The sequence below is a fragment of the Pseudomonas alliivorans genome, from assembly GCF_017826695.1.
GTDB lineage: Bacteria > Pseudomonadota > Gammaproteobacteria > Pseudomonadales > Pseudomonadaceae > Aquipseudomonas > Aquipseudomonas alliivorans.
This window is the reverse complement of the sequence record NZ_JAFFZW010000008.1, coordinates 193,767-208,198: the sequence shown is the minus strand read 5'-3', so window position 1 is coordinate 208,198 and position 14,432 is coordinate 193,767. Positions and strand designations below refer to the sequence as shown.

Genomic DNA, 14,432 nt, shown 5'->3' with positions numbered 1-14,432 from the left:
TTCTACTGCTTGAGTTTTACTTGATCGATTAATCGCAAGATCCAAAATTCAAGGAGTCTTCCATGACGACTGTTTCGATTGCGCAGCCTGGGCGTGTGAAAACGCTCGTGTTCGGCGTGTACTTTTTTGCCTTGTTGATGATGGCGCTGTTCCCGCCGTTTTATCTTCAGGTCAGTGGCAGTACGGTCATCGTGCTGGGTATTCCGTTGCCGATCTTTTACTGGATTCTGAACGCGGCGCTGATGGGGCTCGGCCTTTGGGTGCTTTATATGGTCGAGTCCGCCAGTGGCGAGATTCCTGAAGACGGGGACGCACAATGATCAGCACACTCGTCAATTCGGATCTGTACATAACCTTCGGGCTCATCAGCCTGTTTCTGGCCGGGATGATCGGCGTGCTGTACGCCACCAATCGCAAGAGTGACTCGTTTTCCGACTACGCGGTGGGCGGCCGTTCCTACGGGCCGTGGTACATCGCCATGTGCTACACCAATTCGTGGTGGCCTGGCGCAACGTTCACGGCGTTCTTCGCCCTTTCGGTGGGCGGTGCGCTGGGCTTTTACGGCATGGTGTATGCGACCCTCGGGGTCACCGCCATGTACCTGATGGCCAACCGCGCCTGGACCTGGGGCAAACGCTTCAACCTCACCACACAGCCCGATCTGCTGGGCATGCGCTTCGACAGCCCGGCGGTGAAACGCATCGCCTCGATCATCGGCATCATCTCGGTGTTCCCGTGGGTGGTGATGGGCATTCAGGCGCTGGCCACACTGTTTCAGTTCGCCAGCTTCGGGCGCTGGGGCGTGACGACCTGCCTGACGGTCGGCGTCGTGGTGATCCTGATTCGGCAGTACTGGACCGTGAGCATGGGCATGCGCGGGCTGATCATGACCGACATGTATCAGGGGCTGATCGCTTACGTACTCTGCGCCGCGCTTTGCGTTCTGCTGCTGTTCGGTGATCAGGCGTCGTTTTCCAACCTTGCGCAATTGCCCGCCAGCATGCTGGTGATTCCGGGCGGCGCAGGCAGCACCTACGGCCCGCTTTACATGTTCAGCCTGATCTTCACTGGCGTGATCGGTTCGATGTGCTGGCCGATGAGCTTCCAGCGTATCTACACCGCCAGCGGCGTGCGGTCTGTGAAAAAGGGCACGCTGGTCACCATTCTGCTGGTCGCAGGCTTCTACGGGATTCTGATGCTGTTCGCCGCCGCGATCAGTCAGGACCCGAATGTCGCCGCGCATCCACAGCATGGCTGGTTCCTGTCGCTGTTCGACATTGGCGGGCCGTGGCTGTTGGCGGTCGCCATCGTGATCGTGCTGGCCGCCAGCATCGGCCATGTGGATGGCTGCGTACAAGTCTGCGGCACGCAGTTCGCCAATGACCTGGCGACCTGGAACAAACCACGAACCGACCGGCAGAAGACCATTCTCGCCAAGGTGGGCATGGTGGTGTTCATCAGTGCTGCGTCGGTATTGGCCTACCTGACCTTCGACTACGCCCGACTTCAGTTGCTGGCGCAGATTTCCTATCAGGGCATCATCCAGTTGGCCGTGCCGCTGTTCTTCGGCATCTTCTCCCGCCGAGGCAATAAACAGGGCGCGATTGCCGGCATGCTCGTGGGCATCTTCGTGGCCATCGTGCTGACGACGATTTACCCGGACGACATCCCACAATTGGGTTCCCTGACCAGCGGGATCATCGGGCTGATCTTCAACGCATTGATTTTCGTCGCGTGTGCATTCGCCATCAAGCCCAGTGCCGCTGAAGTGAAGCGGGTCGATGATCTGTTCGCGATTGCAGCGCCAGCTCCCAGGGCGATCAACGCCTTTCCGGCCATGAATTGATACAGGCGCGCGCCCGTTTCGGGCGCGCTCGTTCAGCGCAGTTCAACTGTTGAGAAGACCCCGATGGCTTTAGCGATTTTTGATCTGGATGACACCTTGATTCATGGCGACAGTGCCAGCCTCTGGAGCCGGGAAATGGTGCGGCTGGGTTGGGTGGAGGACGAAGCGTTTCTCAGCCTCGACCAGGAACTGATGAACGCCTACAGCCAAGGCAAACTGGCCATGGAGGAATACATGGCGTTCAGCCTCGCACCAATGGCCGGGCGTACTGTGGAGGAGGTGGCCGAGGCCGTCGCGCACTTCATCGAGGCCGTCATCGAGCCGCTTGTGTATCAGGAGGCCCGTCAGGCCATCACCAGGCATAAGGCGGCGGGTGACCGGCTATTGGTCATTTCAGCGACAGGCTTGCATATCGTCTCGCCTGTTGCCGCGCATCTGGGTATCGACGAGGTATTGGCCATCGATCTGGAAGTGGAGGACGGTCAGTTCACCGGTCTCACCGAGGGAATCCTGACTTACCGCGAAGGCAAGGTGCTGCGCCTGAGCGAGTGGCTCAGAGCACAGGACGAAATGCTTGAAGGCGCATTCTTTTACTCGGACTCCAGGAACGACCTTCCGCTGCTGAAGCTGGTCGACAACCCCATGACCGTGAACCCGGACCCGACGCTGCGGGCGTATGCGCAGGAGCACGGCTGGCCGGTGCTGGAGTGGTCGTGACCGGGGCCTCTCACAGGTTTCGTCTTTCTTCAGTGACGTGCGGGTTCTTCGGTGTGGCTCGCCCGATCAATCCTGAAGCCCCGCCCAGAACTTCTCTGCAAAATCCCCCAGGGGAATCGATGCCCTGAAGATCCGGATTTCGGTCTGGATGTCTGGCAGGGCTATCGAGCTCTGTGTCAGACGCCCCGACGCCAACTCAGGTGTCGCGAGACTTAGAGGCAGCCAGGCAACACCCTTGGCCTGTAGCGCCATCGACAGCAGCACGGCCGCCAAATGCGAGCTGAAAACGGTTTCCAGGTCAGGGTGACCGGGGTTGTTCTGCAAGTATGAGGCGATGATCCGCCCCAGGCCCGACTCTGCCGTGTAGGACAGAAAAGGCACAGGCTCGCCCGGCTTCAGCTCGGGGGATTGCAAGGCGAGCAGGGCATCGGAACCGATCACCTTGCTTTCGAACTGCTTGCTGTCGAACCGGGGCAATACGTTGGGGTACTGATGGCAGATCAGGAACTGCACCTCGCCGTTGAGCAGCAATTGCTCACACGCGGCCATGTTGTCGGAGTGAAGCCTGATGCCTTCAATCGGCGCCCCGTCTTCCACTTGTCTGATCCAGGCCGGGAAAAAGGTGAACGACAGCGAGTGCGTGGCGGCAAAGTGCAGTGTCCGGGTGGCTTTGCCTGCGACTTCCTTAACCTCCGCGCGCATCTGGTAGAGCCTTCGCGTCAGTTCGCGGGCGTTGTCCAGCATGCTCTGACCCGCTTCGGTCAGCGTCGCGCCCTGGGCCGTGCGTTCGAACAACTCGACGCCAACCCAGCTTTCCAGCGCCCTGATCCGTCGGCTGAACGCGGGCTGGGTGACATGCCGCGCATCGGCGGCACGTGAGAAATTTCCGCTCTCGGCAAGGGCGTTGAAGTCCTCCAGCCACACGAGTTCCATGGGTGATGCCTTGTACACATAGGGTGCTGCATTAATAGCATTGGCCCCGATTTCGCGTCCAGCCCTACAGTCCGGGCGTACCAACCCGGGGTTCCGGGGATAACAATCAGAGAGGACGCTTCCCCATGCGCATCGTCGAAATTCGTGAAAAAACGGTTTCCATCGCATCACCCATTGCCAATGCCTACATCGATTTTTCCAAGATGACATGCTCGGTTGTCGCGGTCATCACTGACGTGATTCGTGATGGCAAACCGGTGATTGGTTACGGCTTCAACTCCAATGGTCGCTATGGGCAGGGTGCGTTGATGCGCGACCGTTTCCTGGCCCGTATCAGCGAGGCGGATCCCGAGACGCTGGTCGATAAAGAGCGCGACAACCTCGACCCTTTTGCCATCTGGAAAACCCTGATGACGAATGAAAAACCAGGCGGGCATGGCGAGCGCTCCGTGGCCGTGGGCACCATCGACATGGCGGTCTGGGACGCCGTTGCCAAGATCGAAGGCAAGCCGCTGTATCGCCTGCTGGCTGACCGCTATCGCGATGGCGTCGCCGACGACAAGGTCTGGGTCTACGCGGCAGGTGGTTATTACTATCCAGGCAAGGACCAGACCAAACTCAAGGCCGAGATGCAGAGCTACCTGGATCGCGGCTACGACGTCGTAAAAATGAAGATCGGTGCCGTGCCGCTTGATGAGGACATTCGTCGCATCGAGGCGGTGCTGGAAGTGGTTGGTGACGGTCGTCGACTGGCGGTCGATGCCAACGGTCGCTTCGACATCAGGACCGCCATTGCGTACGCCGAAGCCATCAAGAAGTACAACCTGTTCTGGTACGAAGAAGTGGGTGACCCGCTGGATTACGCGCTGCAGGCCGAGCTTGCCAACCACTATGAACTGCCGATGGCGACCGGTGAAAACCTGTTCTCTCATCAGGACGCCCGCAACCTGCTGCGTCATGGCGGCATGCGCCCTGATCGCGACTACGTGCAGTTCGACTGCGCGCTGTCGTACGGCCTGGTGGAGTACATGCGCACCCTGGACGTCATGGAGGAGCTGGGCTGGTCATCGCGCCGTGTCGTTCCGCATGGCGGTCACCAGATGTCCCTGAACATCGCAGCGGGCCTGCACCTGGGCGGCAATGAGTCTTATCCGGATGTGTTCCAGCCGTTCGGCGGCTTTGCCGACGGGATTCGCGTCGAGAACGGTTACGTAGGCCTGCCGGATATTCCAGGCGTCGGCTTCGAGGCTAAGTCCGAGCTCTACAAAGTAATGCGGGAACTCGGCGAAGGCTGACCGGTTTTCGTCATGACGCGGCCCTTCACGACAGGGCCGCGCTTGTCCTCATACAAAAACAACACTGAGGTACAGCCATGAACACAGCCACACGCTGGTACAAGCTTCTGTACGTCCAGGTTTTGATAGGCATCGTCATCGGCGGTCTTATCGGCTACCTGATACCCGACATCGGCGCCAGGCTCCAGCCACTGGCCGACGGGTTCATCAAGCTCATCAAGATGCTGCTCGCGCCGATCATTTTCGGCACGGTCGTCGTTGGCATTGCCAGGATGGGGAGCATCAGGGAAGTGGGCCGCACGGGCGGCAAGGCGCTCCTGTATTTCGAGATCGTTTCGACACTGGCGCTGGTCATCGGACTGGTAGTCGTCAACCTGATGAAACCGGGCGAGGGCATGAACATTGATGTCAGCACCCTCAATGTCGATGCGATCAAGGGCTATGCCCAGGCCGCCGAGTCGCAGGGCGGTGCCGTCAGCTTTTTTATGAATATCATTCCGACCACCATTGTGGACGCCTTTGCCAAAGGCATCATGCTTCAGGTCATCTTCATCTCCGTGTTGATGGGCATTGCGCTGGTGCAGTTGGGTGAGGCAGGCAAGCCGCTGGTCAATATCATCGACCTGCTGTTGCAGAGCCTGTTTCGCATCGTGGCCATGGTGATGCGTCTCGCACCGATTGGTGCTGGCGCAGGCATGGCGTTCACGATTGGCAAATACGGCATCGGCACGCTGGTGTCGCTCGGTCATCTGATGCTGGCGCTGTACGTGACCACGCTGTTTTTCATCATCGTTGTGCTGGGCTCGATTGCCCGCTGGTCGGGCGTACCGCTGCTCACATTCCTGCGTTATTTCAAGGACGAGATTCTGGTGACGCTGGGGACGTGCTCCACCGAAGCCGTGCTGCCACGGATGATGATCAAACTCGAAAAGCTCGGCTGCAAGCGCGCGGTCGTCGGGATGGTGTTGCCGACCGGTTACACGTTCAATTCGGATGGCACCTGCATCTATCTCACCATGGCCGCGATCTTCGTGGCTCAGGCCACCAACACGCCGCTGACCCTGGCGGACCAACTGGTCGTGCTTGGCGTGCTGCTACTGACTTCGAAAGGATCGGCGGGGGTGGCCGGGGCAGGCTTTGTGACGCTGGCCGCAACGCTGTCGGTGATTCCGGACATTCCGCTGGTCGGTCTGGTACTGCTGCTGGGCGTTGACCGTTTTCTGAACGAGGCGCGGGCGGTTACCAACCTGATCGGTAATGGTATCGGCACAATCGCCATTGCCAAATGGGACGGCGCGTTCGATCAGGCGGTTGCCGAGCGTGAGATCAAGGCAATGAAACATCCTCAGGCCGTTGCAGCCGCTGCGCCGGTCAAATCCGATATCGCACACTGAAAAAATGATGCACGGCTCCGAAAACGGGGCCGTTGCGTGTGCATTGGACGATTATCCCAACTGCCGAAGAATCGCTGCCAACAGCCCCGGAAAGCGGGTTTCCAGCTCCTCACTGCGCAGTGAGTTCATGTGCGTGGTCCCCACATTGCGCGTATGCACCAACCCGGAGTCGCGCAGCACCCGGAAGTGGTGGGAGGCACTGGACTTGGGCCTTTCGCCGCACAAGTCGCCGCATGTCGCCTCGGGCACGCCTGCAAGATGGCGGACGATTTCCATGCGTACAGGGTCGCTCAGCGCATACAGCACGCGGTCGAGGGTGAAGGCATCGGGTTCGGGGTGTTTTAGGGTTCGCATGGGCGGCATGATAACGAGGGGTTTCAATTGGCGCTATATTTCGAATACTATCGAACAATCGTATTTAGACGTATCGGGAGATATTCATGTCAGCGCTGTTCCAACCCTACACCCTCAAAGACGTGACCCTGCGCAACCGCATCGCCATTCCGCCCATGTGCCAATACAGAGCCGACGACGGCGTGATCAACGACTGGCACCACGTTCACCTGGCCAGCATGGCGCGGGGCGGGGCAGGGTTGGTGGTGGTTGAAGCGACTGCCGTGGCGCCCGAAGGCCGAATCACTCCAGGCTGCGCCGGTATCTGGAATGACCAGCAAGCGCAGGCGTTCGTTCCCATTGTGAAGGCCATCAAGGCGGCCGGATCCGTTCCAGGCATTCAGATTGCCCACGCAGGCCGCAAGGCAAGCGCCAATCGTCCGTGGGAAGGCGACGACCATATTGCCGATTCCGACGCGCGTGGCTGGGAAACCATCGCGCCGTCTGCCATCGCTTTCGGTGCCAACCTGCCCAAGGTGCCGCGTGAAATGACCCTGGACGACATCGCGCGCGTTCAACAGGACTTCGTCAACGCTGCACGCCGCGCCCTTGAAGCCGGCTTTGAATGGATTGAGCTGCATTTTGCCCACGGCTACCTGGGGCAAAGCTTTTTTTCCGAGCACTCCAACCAGCGCACCGATGCCTACGGTGGCAGCTTCGACAACCGTAGCCGTTTCCTGCTGGAAACCCTGGCGGCCGTACGTGAAGTCTGGCCAGAGCATCTGCCGCTGACCGCCCGTTTCGGCGTCATTGAGTACGATGGTCGCGACGAGCAGACCCTCAGCGAGTCCATCGAGCTGGCGCGTCGTTTCAAGGCTGGCGGGCTTGACCTGCTGAGCGTCAGCGTCGGCTTCACCATTCCCGACACCAACATCCCGTGGGGGCCGGCTTTCATGGGGCCGGTTGCCGAACGTGTGCGCCGTGAAGCGGGCATTCCGGTGACATCGGCATGGGGCTTCGGCACGCCGCAACTGGCGGAAGAGGCGGTCAAATCGGGTCAGCTCGATCTGGTTTCCATCGGCCGCGCGCACCTTGCGGATCCGCATTGGGCCTATTTTGCTGCGAAGGAACTTGGTGCGCAGAACGCGTCGTGGACCTTGCCGGCACCTTATGCGCACTGGCTTGAGCGGTATCGTTGAGAGCCTGTCTTACGCGGATAACTGAATAGCTTGATTACGCCATAAGCAAAGAAAAGAAAGGGCACCTAAGGTGCCCTTTTTTTGCCTGTGAGAAACGCTGTAACTTCACTCAGCAGTACAGGCTGGAGCCGTCACTTCCAACCAAACGAGCCGCAGGTCCGTCAAAAAGTTCGAGCCGGAAGCCGTTCGAGCAGACACTGCTCGAATGATCATCCAGCCCGAGCGCAGCTGCGGTCAGAAGCGGACCGTTACGCCTGCGTTCACCGAATGGAAGCGTGTGTCGGTGCCGAACTGGCCCTGATAGGACAGTCCAAGATCGGTCTGCTTGTTCAGTCGCACCTTCGCGCCGACTTCAGTCAAGGCCGTGTCGCGGGTTTGAGAAACACCTTGCACTTCGAAGTTAGGACCTCCGGCAAAAGACTGAACGTTGCGCGGATCCAGGTCACCGTAAGCGCGTCTCCAGCCCAGAGAGCCGTAAAGCTCGGTGTTGAGGTTCGCTACGTTTGCATGTGTCGACGCACGCAGGCCCACGGTCGAGAAGACAGTGTTCTGCTTGTCGCTGGACACATCCAGAGCGGCCGCTCCGCCTTTTTCACGCAGGTCGTCCGCGTTGTAGCGCACGTAGGAAAGGCCGGCGAAAGGTTCCAGAGACACGCTGCCAACCGGTATGCGGTAAGCCGCTTCACCACTGGCCTGCAGCGACTGGGCGTTGCGTTTGCCGGTCAGACGGTCGCTGAACCCGGCAAACGCCACGTTCCGCTCGCTTTCCAGCTTATGCCAGGTATAGCCGACGTCTGCACTGAGGCGCAGGGCATCGATCTGGGCGCCGGTGTAGAGGCCGAGGTGATAGTTGTCACTGTGGCCTTCGGCGTCGCGATCGTCTGCATCGAACTTCGAGCGGCTGTAGCCTGCATAGATGCCGCCACGCCAATCCGGATTGAAGCTGCCGTCGGCTCCGAACAGCACACCGCCGGTGCTTTGTTTCAAGCCGCTGGCACCGTCACGGCCGTCCAGTTGAGTCCAGTTGCCGAAGGGCTGCACCCAGGCACCGTTTTCGGCGGCTGGCGTGGTCGGCATCAGATTGAGTGCCATGGCTGGCATGCGCACGGTACCGGAGTCCAGGAGGCCGCGCAGGCGGGTTCCCAGTACGCCGGACACCACCTGACTGTTGGCGATCAGGGCGGTCGAGGTGCTGCTGAGAGAGTCGCCGGACAACTGATCGGCCGCATCGCGCGCGCTGTCTGCATCCAGAATCAGCAGGTTGTTGTACAGACGCAGGGACTCGCCGCTCTGCTGCAATGCGCTGAGCGCGCCAGCGGTGTTGAACTGGTTCGCGGTCACCATGACCGTCTGGAAGATGCCCGGCGCAGGAGCGGGCTCTGGCTCTGGTGTCGGCGTTGGCGTTGGCGTTGGAGTCGGAGTCGGAGTCGGGGTTGGTGTTGGTGTTGGTTCAGGCGTAGGTGTTGGAGTCGGTGTAGGTGTTGGAATCGGTGTAGGTGTAGGTTCCGGCGTTGGCGTTGGCGTTGGCGTTGGCGTCGGCTCTGGAGTCGGGGTAGGCGTTGTATTTTTCTGCTCGATGGTGAGGTTCAGATCGTTGGCAGTGCGCTGCAGGCCGACATTCAGAAACGCCGAATTGGTCGCCGCCTGCGCATAGGCCGTTCCTGGCGTCGCGCCGTCGACCAGCCCACCCTGGGCGGAAAGCAGGGTGTAGGTCCTGCCGCTCTGATAACTCTGCGCCGGATCCAGCGCGGTGACGTTGACCTGAGTACCGCGCAGGGTGGCGGTGCCACTCACGTTGATCCGGTCTGACGCGCCGTTGCCAGCAATGTCTGCGGCATAACGCGAGCCCGCCGCCATGTCCAGATTGCCTTGTATGGCCAGCGCACCGATGGCATTTTCACCCGGCGACAGCGTGCCGCCTGATGCGACCTGAGTGCTGCCGACCTGACCGACACCGGCCAGAACGCCGCCTTCCAGCACCTGGGCACTGTTGGTGTAGACCCCGAACTCATTACGCCCCGCGGTGCCGTTGACCACAAGAGTACCGTTGCCGACGTTAAACCGTGAAAGGCTCTGGGTAGTGGCCGTATTGCCGCGCTGGTTGACCTGGTCTACGTTCCCCGACAGCACGAGACGTCCGCCGCGCACGACGACGCTACCGGCCAGCCCAGAGAGATCACCGCTCAAGGTGGTGTTTCCGTTGAACGCATACACCCGGCCTGTTCCGCTCAAAGTGTTGGCGAACTGGAGGTCGGCGTCCGTATGGTTGAACGCCAGGTATCCGTTACCGGTACCAAAGCGAATGGCGGTTGCCGGATCGATTCGACCCGCGGCCTGTGCCGCTCCAGCCGTCGTGGAATCGACATCGGTACGGTTGGGGTCCACTGTGACCGAACCGCCCACGGCGAGCGTGCCTTCTGTTGGCGTGTTGATATCGCTTATGGTGCTGATAAGGATGCCGTTGGTGGCACTCAGTTCGGCACCGTCGGACAGTGTCAGGTAAGTGCGGGTGTCGCTGCCGAGGGTGAGGTCTTGCGCGGAGAGGCGGGTGCCCTGGCCGGAGATGTTCACTTGATTGCTGATGCTGCTGATGGCAGATCCCAGCGTCATTGAGTTGGTCGCCAGTACTGCACCGTTCTCAAGCGTCAGATCGCCTCTGTTGCGGAAAGCCCCGCTATTGTCCCAGCGCGTGCCTGCGCCAGACAGCCTGACGGTGGATTCGATATTCACGTCCTGGCTGTTGATTTTGCCGCCATCATTGGCCGTGATGCTCGATTTATAGACAAAGACGCCATCGGCCGTGATGTTGGCTGCATCGACCAGCGAGTTCTGTCCGCTCACCAGCAGATCCGCTTGCGAGAATCTGTTGGAATTGGCCCCGAAAACGTCACCCAGGTCCAGATCCCGCACCGATACCTGGCCCCCATTGCGGACCGTCAGGTCGCCCTGACCGGCACCACCGATACGGACCGTGTTACCCAGCACGAATGAGGTACGCGGCACGATCCAGCGTGAACCCGCCCCTTCGACGATAACGCTGGCCTTGGCCATATTGACGCCCGTCGTGCTGCCCTGACCAATCATGTCGCCGCCTTCACTGGTCACTGTCGCGCCATTGTTGATCGTGAGGCTGGCCGTGTTGCCATCCGTTGACCGGACTCTGATTTCGCCATCGATCACGCGGTCGCTGCTGAATGTTTCCTGGGCATCATTAAGAACAAAGTCCGCTGCCTGAGTCTCTGGGAGCAGTGCAAGGGTAATCGCAAAAGCAAGGGGGGATATTCTGAATAAGGGGTTCATAACGACTCCAGATACTCCATAAAAGCCACGACCGTGGCTGCCAGCCTTGAAGGCATTAGCGGTTCCGTTAGGCAGATTGCCAACGGCGGAAGTATCAGGAGACGAAGTTTTAATGGATATAGCACATATGAACTAGTGGCTACGCGCCATGGTGCGCATAGTGCATCTGTACTATTGAGGTTTTAAAAAGTGCTGGTTAGGCTTTTTGCCGAAGTTATTGAGCCCCTTATTATTGAATGACGGATAACCGACCCCACAGAGGTTAGTTCGCCAGCGGAGTGTGTGGATGAAAAGTGTAGCGTTGTTTCCGTTGATTCTGGCCTTATCGGGGTGCGCGGGTCTTGATCAGGCCATGTCCGTGACCAACGGAGTGTTCGACCAGACCGGTGATTTGCTGAGCGGCGATTTCAGAGGGTTGACCGAGGCCAAACAGGCAACGTTGACGGAGATCTGGGGCGATTGGGAAACAAACGAAGTCACAGCGAAGGAAAAGTGGGACGCCCAAACACTGATCATTCCCGGCGTTGTGCAGCGCATCACCAAGACTGGCAGCGCCATTGGCCAGAACCAGATCGCCGTCATCTTTACGGATCCGACCAATCCCAAATGCCAGGGCCAGGGTTTGACCCGCGATGATCTATTGGTGAACAAGAAAAAGATCAGCAGTTTCAAAAAGGGTGACAGAGTGTTGATGAAAGGCGTTCTGGGGACTACCGAATCGAAGTGGACGGATAATGAATCGTGCTGGCTGTCTTTCGACAAGGCCGAGTTCACGTTGCAGAAATAATGGCCGTTGTTGCGGCGGTGACGGGTTATATCGTTCAAAAACCCGAAGAATGACTGATGGTCAGGGTAACCCGAGTTTTTTCAATTATTTTCAACAAAAATGCACAACGGATGATCGCTGCGTTACGTGCAGATATTCAGTGATTTATTTCGGGGTGATGAGAGGGTAAAGCAGAGCCGAATCAGCCAGCGTTTCCTGACGTTCGGTGAGTTTCAGAGAAGAGGTGATATGGAGCGGGTAGAGGGAATCGAACCCTCAACTAAAGCTTGGGAAGCTTTCGTTTTGCCACTAAACTATACCCGCTCGAAGCGGCTGACTTTGTACCAGATGCAGTCGTGCATTTGAAGCGTTAATTCCTCAAAAACTGCATTTAACCGGACCTTCACCCTGGAAGCCGTCCGCCGAGTGCCGCTGTCCGTGCGCTGGCGGAGGATTCCCTGGCTCTTTCGAGCGCTGGTCTCAGAAGGCGAGGGCATTGTGGCTCTGGACCAACTGATACGCGTGACGGGACGACTCTGCCACGGCAGGTTCCGGTTGCAGGAAACTCAGCAGCGCCAGCTTCGAATCGCGGCAGGCGGCTTTGTGTTCCATGTCCAGAAAGTGCCCGGCTGCCTCGATGACGCTGAAGCTGCAGTTCTTTACGTATTTCGCGAAATGCACGGCATCGTTCGCGGCGGTGTATTCGTCCCAGGCACCGTTCATGAACAAGACGGGTACATTGATGTTTTTCGCGGCGGTCAGGTAATTGCCCGGATCGATCTCCAGTACCTGGCTAATGTGGTAATGCATCTGATCGTATTCGTGCAGGTCCAGACTGCTGACGTGACGGTAATTGAAGCGCTTGAACAACGACGGCAGGTGCTTGCCGATGGTGTTGTTGATCAGGTGGCCGACTTCGTAACGATTGTGAGCGCCCAAGTGGATGATGCCGCGATTCAGGTAGTCACGCATGTGCTCGTTGAGGACGGGCGAAAATGAGCTGATGACCGCGCTTTCGATGCGCTTGGGACGATGCGACAGCGCGACCAGCGCCGCGGCGCCGCCCCATGAAAACGACATGACGTGTTCGGCGTTGAAGTGGTCGATCAGTTCCACCAGGACCTGGCCTTCCATTTCCCGGGTCAGGGGCTTTTCATGCCGGTTATGTGGTTTGGATTTTCCGGCGTACGGCTGATCGTAGAGCACCACATTCATGGTCGGGTAGAGGTTGCGAACGGTCTGTGCAAATGACGCGGTGGTGGCCAGTGAGCCGTTGACCATGATGATGGTTTTTTCCGCGGCATCTGCGCGATAGAACTCCGTGTAAACCCGAAACTGTCCTTGTATATCAAGCACGGCTTTTTCTGGCGACATAGGTATAACTCCTGGCGTAACAGGTATGCGTACAACAACGTTGCACGAGTTTCGTGACAGGCAGGCAAAAGCCGATTAAAGGCCCATGTCGATCCGAACGATCTGTTCGACAGGTATTGTTATTGGCGGGCAATTTGTCGTGAGTCCAATGACTCGGTACGGCAAAAGGTTTCTTGGAATGATGTCCTGACTCATCAGTCACATGTGGACTGACGATTTGGATTCAAGCAGTGGATACCGGAACCCGCAAGTGCCACTCATAGGCTTCTTGCGCATTCCGCCGAACGGTTGTGACTTTTTCAGAATAGCGCGATTTCTGCGGCGTGCAGGGCACGGTAGCGGCCGGGCTCTAGCTCGGGGGCCAAGGCCAGGTCCCCCATTCGTTCGCGGTGCAGAATCAACACCTTGTTGTCGAAGTGACCGAACATCCGCTTCACCTGATGATAGCGACCTTCCACAATACTCAGCCGGGCGCAACGGGGTCCAAGGATGGATAACTGTGCTGGCTGTGTGGTGATATTTTCGAACGGGAAGTAAAAGCCTTCGGCGAACTTGGTTATATACCGTTCGTCGATCAGCTGTTCCGTCTCGACGTAATACACCTTGGGCAACTTTGTTTGCGGCTGCGTCAGTCGGCGTGACCAGTGACCATCATTGGTAATCAACATCAGCCCCGTGGTATTGAAGTCCAGACGCCCTGCAATATGCAGGTCATGTCTGTCAGGTTCATCCAAGAGGTCGAGTACGGTCGGGTGGTGCGGATCGACTGTGGCGCTGACGCAGCCCTGTGGTTTGTGCAGCATGAAATAGCGCGGCGCCTTGCCTGCCTGCAGGATGTCGTCGTCGAAGGCCACGCAACTGAATTCACGCACGTCGTGATGCGGGTTGCGCGTTATCTGGCCGTCTACCTTCACGCGGCCGCTGACCAACGCCAGACGCACGTCCTTGCGGTTGAAGCGGGGAAGGTTGCTGAGGAAGCGGTCAAGACGCATGGCGATGGCGACAGAGAGGCGGTGAGGGCGCACATGGTACGCGATCTAGCGTACCGGTTGGCCAGGCATCATCTGTTCGACACGGGCGCAACGCGGACACAGGCAAGCCGTGTTGCGGACCTCGTCGGGCAGCGCTTCCAGTCGTGCCGGATCGATGGTTGCCGAGAAGCACCAGCACGGCTGGCTGGCTGTGCGCGGGTCGGCCAGGGTGCAACTGTTGCTGAAGCCGCACACCGGGCACAGGTTGGTAACAGCGTCGGCGGTTGTCATGGTGATCTCGGGA

General features: G+C 58.8%; 13 protein-coding genes and 1 tRNA gene. 7 read left to right on the top strand and 7 right to left on the bottom strand.

Going from position 1 to position 14,432, the window contains the following annotated elements; translation table 11 throughout:
- Positions 1-62 precede the first annotated feature (62 nt).
- The 3 genes from JTJ32_RS20400 (at position 63) to JTJ32_RS20390 (ending at position 2,563) form a co-directional block, all read left to right on the top strand.
- Complete coding sequence (locus JTJ32_RS20400) at positions 63-320, top strand: hypothetical protein (RefSeq protein WP_099226193.1); 258 nt, start codon at positions 63-65, stop codon at positions 318-320.
- Positions 317-1,846, top strand: a complete 1,530-nt coding sequence (locus tag JTJ32_RS20395; protein ID WP_099226192.1) for a sodium:solute symporter family protein — start codon at positions 317-319, stop codon at positions 1,844-1,846. The genes JTJ32_RS20400 and JTJ32_RS20395 overlap by 4 nt, the downstream gene beginning before the upstream one ends.
- Positions 1,847-1,909: 63 nt before the next feature.
- Positions 1,910-2,563: an HAD family hydrolase gene (locus tag JTJ32_RS20390; RefSeq protein ID WP_210043106.1), complete on the top strand. Its 654-nt coding sequence runs from the start codon at positions 1,910-1,912 to the stop codon at positions 2,561-2,563.
- Between the two features lie 66 nt (positions 2,564-2,629).
- On the opposite strand, the gene JTJ32_RS20385 is transcribed toward JTJ32_RS20390, so the two are convergent.
- A complete protein-coding gene (locus JTJ32_RS20385; RefSeq protein WP_210043105.1) occupies positions 2,630-3,496 on the bottom strand; it encodes a LysR family transcriptional regulator in 867 nt (288 codons plus the stop codon).
- Positions 3,497-3,621: 125 nt separating this feature from the next.
- Here JTJ32_RS20385 and JTJ32_RS20380 point away from each other — a divergent pair, with 125 nt between their 5' ends.
- Positions 3,622-4,791 (top strand): mandelate racemase/muconate lactonizing enzyme family protein, encoded by a 1,170-nt coding sequence (locus tag JTJ32_RS20380; protein ID WP_210043104.1) that lies wholly within the window; start codon positions 3,622-3,624, stop codon positions 4,789-4,791.
- Between the two features lie 77 nt (positions 4,792-4,868).
- Positions 4,869-6,185, top strand: a complete 1,317-nt coding sequence (gene dctA / locus JTJ32_RS20375) for a C4-dicarboxylate transporter DctA (protein WP_210043103.1) — start codon at positions 4,869-4,871, stop codon at positions 6,183-6,185.
- A 51-nt stretch (positions 6,186-6,236) separates the two neighbouring features.
- On the opposite strand, the gene JTJ32_RS20370 is transcribed toward dctA, so the two are convergent.
- On the bottom strand, positions 6,237-6,539 hold the full coding sequence (locus JTJ32_RS20370) for an ArsR/SmtB family transcription factor (protein ID WP_210043101.1): 303 nt from the start codon (positions 6,537-6,539) through the stop codon (positions 6,237-6,239).
- A gap of 86 nt (positions 6,540-6,625) precedes the next feature.
- On the opposite strand from JTJ32_RS20370, the gene JTJ32_RS20365 reads away from it, so the two are divergent.
- Positions 6,626-7,717, top strand: a complete 1,092-nt coding sequence (locus JTJ32_RS20365) for an NADH:flavin oxidoreductase/NADH oxidase (protein ID WP_210043099.1) — start codon at positions 6,626-6,628, stop codon at positions 7,715-7,717.
- A gap of 234 nt (positions 7,718-7,951) precedes the next feature.
- Here the strand turns inward: JTJ32_RS20365 and JTJ32_RS20360 are convergent, their stop codons facing one another.
- A complete protein-coding gene (locus JTJ32_RS20360) occupies positions 7,952-11,017 on the bottom strand; it encodes an autotransporter domain-containing protein (RefSeq protein ID WP_236059377.1) in 3,066 nt (1,021 codons plus the stop codon).
- A 286-nt stretch (positions 11,018-11,303) separates the two neighbouring features.
- On the opposite strand from JTJ32_RS20360, the gene JTJ32_RS20355 reads away from it, so the two are divergent.
- Positions 11,304-11,804, top strand: a complete 501-nt coding sequence (locus tag JTJ32_RS20355; protein ID WP_099226185.1) for a hypothetical protein — start codon at positions 11,304-11,306, stop codon at positions 11,802-11,804.
- 229 nt (positions 11,805-12,033) lie between these two features.
- Here JTJ32_RS20355 and JTJ32_RS20350 read toward each other — a convergent pair.
- The 4 genes from JTJ32_RS20350 to JTJ32_RS20335 form a co-directional block, all read right to left on the bottom strand.
- Positions 12,034-12,107: transfer RNA gene (locus tag JTJ32_RS20350), tRNA-Gly, on the bottom strand.
- A gap of 156 nt (positions 12,108-12,263) precedes the next feature.
- Positions 12,264-13,157: an alpha/beta fold hydrolase gene (locus tag JTJ32_RS20345; protein WP_210043097.1), complete on the bottom strand. Its 894-nt coding sequence runs from the start codon at positions 13,155-13,157 to the stop codon at positions 12,264-12,266.
- A 299-nt stretch (positions 13,158-13,456) separates the two neighbouring features.
- Positions 13,457-14,149 (bottom strand): pseudouridine synthase, encoded by a 693-nt coding sequence (locus JTJ32_RS20340; protein WP_210043135.1) that lies wholly within the window; start codon positions 14,147-14,149, stop codon positions 13,457-13,459.
- Positions 14,150-14,194: 45 nt separating this feature from the next.
- Positions 14,195-14,419, bottom strand: a complete 225-nt coding sequence (locus JTJ32_RS20335; protein WP_210043095.1) for a cysteine-rich CWC family protein — start codon at positions 14,417-14,419, stop codon at positions 14,195-14,197.
- Between the last annotated feature and the right edge of the window lie 13 nt (positions 14,420-14,432).

Coding starts and splice junctions, on each gene's coding strand:
- JTJ32_RS20390 (WP_210043106.1), top strand. CDS start 1,910: ATGGCTTTAGCGATTTTTGATCTGGATGACACCTTGATTCATGGCGAC.
- JTJ32_RS20380 (WP_210043104.1), top strand. CDS start 3,622: ATGCGCATCGTCGAAATTCGTGAAAAAACGGTTTCCATCGCATCACCC.
- dctA (WP_210043103.1), top strand. CDS start 4,869: ATGAACACAGCCACACGCTGGTACAAGCTTCTGTACGTCCAGGTTTTG.
- JTJ32_RS20370 (WP_210043101.1), bottom strand. CDS start 6,539: ATGCGAACCCTAAAACACCCCGAACCCGATGCCTTCACCCTCGACCGC.
- JTJ32_RS20400 (WP_099226193.1), top strand. CDS start 63: ATGACGACTGTTTCGATTGCGCAGCCTGGGCGTGTGAAAACGCTCGTG.
- JTJ32_RS20395 (WP_099226192.1), top strand. CDS start 317: ATGATCAGCACACTCGTCAATTCGGATCTGTACATAACCTTCGGGCTC.
- JTJ32_RS20340 (WP_210043135.1), bottom strand. CDS start 14,149: ATGCGTCTTGACCGCTTCCTCAGCAACCTTCCCCGCTTCAACCGCAAG.
- JTJ32_RS20385 (WP_210043105.1), bottom strand. CDS start 3,496: ATGGAACTCGTGTGGCTGGAGGACTTCAACGCCCTTGCCGAGAGCGGA.
- JTJ32_RS20335 (WP_210043095.1), bottom strand. CDS start 14,419: ATGACAACCGCCGACGCTGTTACCAACCTGTGCCCGGTGTGCGGCTTC.
- JTJ32_RS20355 (WP_099226185.1), top strand. CDS start 11,304: ATGAAAAGTGTAGCGTTGTTTCCGTTGATTCTGGCCTTATCGGGGTGC.
- JTJ32_RS20345 (WP_210043097.1), bottom strand. CDS start 13,157: ATGTCGCCAGAAAAAGCCGTGCTTGATATACAAGGACAGTTTCGGGTT.
- JTJ32_RS20365 (WP_210043099.1), top strand. CDS start 6,626: ATGTCAGCGCTGTTCCAACCCTACACCCTCAAAGACGTGACCCTGCGC.
- JTJ32_RS20360 (WP_236059377.1), bottom strand. CDS start 11,017: ATGAACCCCTTATTCAGAATATCCCCCCTTGCTTTTGCGATTACCCTT.